General features: G+C 69.8%; 4 protein-coding genes. 2 read left to right on the forward strand and 2 right to left on the reverse strand.

Annotated elements, in window-relative coordinates:
- The coding region (locus ACLQ24_RS28705) for a LamG-like jellyroll fold domain-containing protein (protein ID WP_425894863.1) at nucleotides 1–1,850 on the forward strand (1,850 nt) is incomplete at its 5' end.
- Complete coding sequence (locus tag ACLQ24_RS28710; protein ID WP_425894864.1) at nucleotides 1,847–1,984, forward strand: hypothetical protein; 138 nt, start codon at nucleotides 1,847–1,849, stop codon at nucleotides 1,982–1,984. The genes ACLQ24_RS28705 and ACLQ24_RS28710, both read left to right, overlap by 4 nt.
- A 251-nt stretch (nucleotides 1,985–2,235) precedes the next feature.
- On the opposite strand, the gene ACLQ24_RS28715 is transcribed toward ACLQ24_RS28710, so the two are convergent.
- Nucleotides 2,236–3,525 (reverse strand): hypothetical protein, encoded by a 1,290-nt coding sequence (locus tag ACLQ24_RS28715; protein WP_425894865.1) that lies wholly within the window; start codon nucleotides 3,523–3,525, stop codon nucleotides 2,236–2,238.
- Nucleotides 3,526–3,587: 62 nt separating this feature from the next.
- Complete coding sequence (locus tag ACLQ24_RS28720; protein WP_425894866.1) at nucleotides 3,588–4,133, reverse strand: WHG domain-containing protein; 546 nt, start codon at nucleotides 4,131–4,133, stop codon at nucleotides 3,588–3,590.
- Between the last annotated feature and the right edge of the window lie 99 nt (nucleotides 4,134–4,232).

Consider the following 4,232-nt stretch of genomic DNA (forward strand, 5'->3'; position numbering starts at 1 on the left):
GCAAATACATGATCACCGACGGACCGCACCCGTCCTACATGGACCCCCAGACCTCGCTGGATCCCAGCAAAACCCCACCTCAACAGCATCTCAACCGACTACGCAACAGCCCTGCCTACTACCCCAGCTACTTCGCGCCCGGCATGTACTTCGACGCCGCGCGCACGCCGACCCTGACCCCAACCGGCGGCGTGGACTGGAACAACTGGACCATCACCACCACCCAACTCACCGGCGGCACCGCGATGTTCCTGTGGAACAGCAGCACCGGAGCCCTGCACCTGTGGACAAACCTGGCCTATAACCAGGACACCAACCAGCTCACCTACACCCCGTACACGCTCTCCAGCAACTGGAACCGGGGAGCGGCGCTGAGCCTGCGGGCGGCAGACGTCAACTCCGACGGCACCGCGGACCTGTGGACCGTCGGCGCCAACGGATTGACCACCGCATACCTGGTGACCGGCCTCGACGCCACGCCCAGCATCGTCAGTCAGCAAGCCCAAGGCTTGGTGACCACCAAGCACACCTGGCCGCTCACCGACGGAGAGGCGGGTGCCACGGCGGCCACCGCGGCCGACACCTCCGGCGGCAGCACCCTCACCGGCACCGGCAACGCGAAATGGCACGAAGGTGACCTCTTCAGCCCCGACCTGCGGCTCAATACCGACTCCACCGGCACGAGCGTCGACACCAGCGGCACCGGCAGCCTCGTCAGCGCCGCCAGTCCCGTGCTCGTCGACACCACCAAATCATTCAGCGTCGCCGTCTGGGCAAAGCCCACCACAGCCGGAAAGATCATCCTCTCCGAAGAGGGAGCACGCTCCGCCCGCTTCATCCTCTGGCAGGAACAGAGCGACAACACATGGCGATTCGGAATGGCACGCTCCGACAACGACGGCTGGTCCTACGACCAGGCCATCAGCGCCCCGACCGCACAACTCGGCGTGTGGACACACCTGGTAGCCACCTACAACCACACCACCAGCACGATGGCCCTGTACGTCAACAACAACCTCGCCGGCACCGCACAGCACGCCGCGGCAGTGTCGTGGCCGAGCACCGGGCGCTTCGTGGTCGGCCACTACCGCTACAACGGCGCCCCAAGCTCGTACTACGCCGGTCAGATCAGCAACGTGCAGCACTGGGACCGCAGCCTCAACCCTGCCGAGGCCACCGCACCCGGCAACTACGCACAACAGGTGCTCGCGCCCAACCTGCGTGACGTCACCGGTGACGGCCGCGTCGACATGCTGATCAAACAGAGCAACGGCAACGTACTCCTGCGCCGAGGCACCAACCTGGACGGCGTCCTGACGTTCGACGCGGGTGTCGTGGTGTGCGCCGGATGCGGCGGCTACGACCTGTTCAACCCCGCCGACGCCAACAACGACGGCACCCTCGACCTCTTCATGCGCCAGGTCTCCACCGGCGACATGTACGTCTACCCCAACACCGTCGCCCACGGCGACCCAATCTGGGGAACTCGCATGCTGGTCTGCGGCGGATGCACCGGCTTCGGCATGGCCGACCTCGACGACATCGATCGCGATGGCAAACGAGACCTGTTCGTACGGGAGAACAGCACCGGAAACATGTACTACTACCCCGGCACCGGCACCGGCACCGGCGGATCCGTCACCTGGGGCAACCGGGCCCTACTCTGCGGCTCCTGCGACGGCTACGACCAAGCGTCCGTCGAAGACGTCAACAACGACGGCAAAATCGACCTCTTCATGCGCCAATCCACCACCGGGGACATGTACATCTACCCCAACACCAACACCAGCGGCCAACCCGCCTGGGCCCCCGCGTCCTCGTCTGCGGCACCTGCCGAGACTTCGACATGAGCAGCCTCGGCGACGTAACCAACGACGGCAAGGTCGACCTCCTCGTCCGCCGCCGAAGCGCAGGAACCCTCACCCTCTACCCCGGCACCGCCGCCCCCGGCAGCGTCGCCTGGGGAATCCCCTCCCTGCTGTAACCAAGCGCTGTACGCCCCGGGTACCCACAGGCGGTACCCGGGGCGTACGCCCAACTCGCAAACGGTTGCCCAACGACCGAGGGTGGGGTGAGACGCCCACCTCGGGTGGCACCTCTGCGGCGGCTGTCAAACAGTCCGCATGTCCACCGCCCACCATCCGGAAAACCAACTGCCTGACCGCGCTCAAACCATCCGAGCGGCGGCATGCCGGACCTGATCACCGCGCCGTGCCCAGACGAAGCGCTAACCCGTCAGGCGGCGGTGGCGCGGATGTACGCCACGCACTCGTCGTGCAACGTCGACCACTCCTCACCGAACGCCTCGTCGGCGGCGGCGTCGAGCGACGTGCGGTCGTGCACCACGGCCTTGAAGAACGTCAGCAGCCGCTCCGGCCCGAACCGGTCGACGAGGTGGCGGACGGCCAGGTAGCCGATGCCGTAGCTGCCGCCGACCCGCTCGGCGGGTGCGTCGTCGGCGGGGGTGACGCCCTCCAACCGGCCGTCCCAACCGCTCCCGACCAGTTTGCGCACCTCCGCGAGCCCTTCGTACCGGTCGACCGGCTGACCGCCCGAGCCGGCGAACTCGGCCAGCCCTTCGACCAACCACCAGGTCGTCTTGCCCGGATATCCGCGCTCGGGTAGCGAGGCGGCGTGGGTCAACTCGTGCCGGAGCAGGTCGTCGGTGCCGCTGCTGGCCAGCCCGTCGGCGTTGAGCACCACCTCGTGGTGGCCACCGCCGACGGTGACCGCGTAGCCGCCCGTCCACTGTGGGCGTCCACCGCCGTACCAGCGCTGCCACTCCGTACGGCCGGCGTAGAAGATCCGGTAGCGGTCCGGCGGGGAGCCGGTCACCGCGTACGTGTCGGCGACCTTGGCCGCCGCCTCCGCCTGGGCCAGTAGGGCGGGCAGCTTGCCGCGCAGCGCCGGTGTGGTGGCGACGATGGTGCGTGCGCCGACCTTCACGACCAGGTCGCTGATCTCCCACGGCCGGGTGCCGGTCTCGGCGGACTTGGACTCCTCCACGGCGACCAGCCGGGGCCTCTCGCCGTTCTCCCGCCAGCGGGTGCCGATCAGCACCGGGCTCGGTCGGCAGTCGGCCGCGACGAAGCAGTACTGGAAGCGCACCAGCAGCCGCCACTCCCCCGGGCGGCCGACGACCGGCACGGGCAGGCCGCTCGGCTCGGCCCGCCAGACGGTCACCTTGAGAGCCCGCAGCGCAGCGAAGCGACGACGTAGGTCAGCATGCGCGGCCGGGTCGGCGATGGCCAGGAACGCGGTACGGTCGCCGCCGAGCAACGCCGCGGACTGCTGCCGGAGCTGCGCGGTCATCCGGTCGGACAGCCCCCGGGCGACGGCGGTGGCCGGGTCGTCGGCTGCGGTGGCGCCGGCCCGGCTGACCGTGGCCCGCCCGCCGGCCTCGCGGACGGCACCGACCACCAGCAGCGCCGGAAGGCCACAGCCCAGAACCACGACGACAACGACGAGTACGGTCCACAGCGGCCAGAGCCGCCGCGGTGTTGGCTGCTGCACCCCGTCAGTCACCCGCCGAAGGGTACGACCAAACGCCGGATCGGGCGAGGCCGACCCGGGCCGATCGGGTCGGGTCAGGCTCGGCGAGCCGGCCAGGAGCGGAATGCCACGTCCAGGCCGGCGACCAACTGGTGGTACGAGCGGTCGACCTCGCGCGGCAGCCCGAAGCCGCCGGCGGCCTCCAGGGCGACGAAGCCGTGCAGGGCGCTGCGCACCACCCGGGTCGCGTCCACCGCGTCGTCGCCGGTGAGCCCGTAGCCGCGGAGCACCGCGAAGATGGCAGCGACCGCGCGTTCGCCCGCCTCGACGTGCTCCGGGTCGGACGGGTCGGGCACTCGCTGGGTGGTCGGGTAGCGCCCGGGGTGCCGGTGGGCGTACGACCGGTAGGCGTCCGCCATCGCCCGCAGGGCGTCCCCACCGGCCCGGCCGGCGGCGGCCGTGGTCAGCTCGGTGGCCAGCTCGGCGGTGGCGAGCGCGGAGAGCTTCTGGCTCAGCGCGTCCGCCCCCCGGATGTGCTTGTAGAGGCTGGGCAGCGCGACACCGAGCCGGCCGGCGAGCGCGGCGAGGGTGAGCTGCTGGTAGCCGACCTCGTCGGCGAGCCGGGCGGCCTCCCGTACCACGGTCTGCTGGTTGAGTCCGGCCCTAGTGCTGCTCCGCGTTAATTCGTGGAGGGGTGTTGATTAGGCTGGCTGGTCGTCGAGGTAGAGGTAGCAGGCGCA

Source organism: Micromonospora sp. DT4 (assembly GCF_049841675.1).
In the GTDB taxonomy this organism is placed as follows: Bacteria; Actinomycetota; Actinomycetes; order Mycobacteriales; family Micromonosporaceae; genus Micromonospora.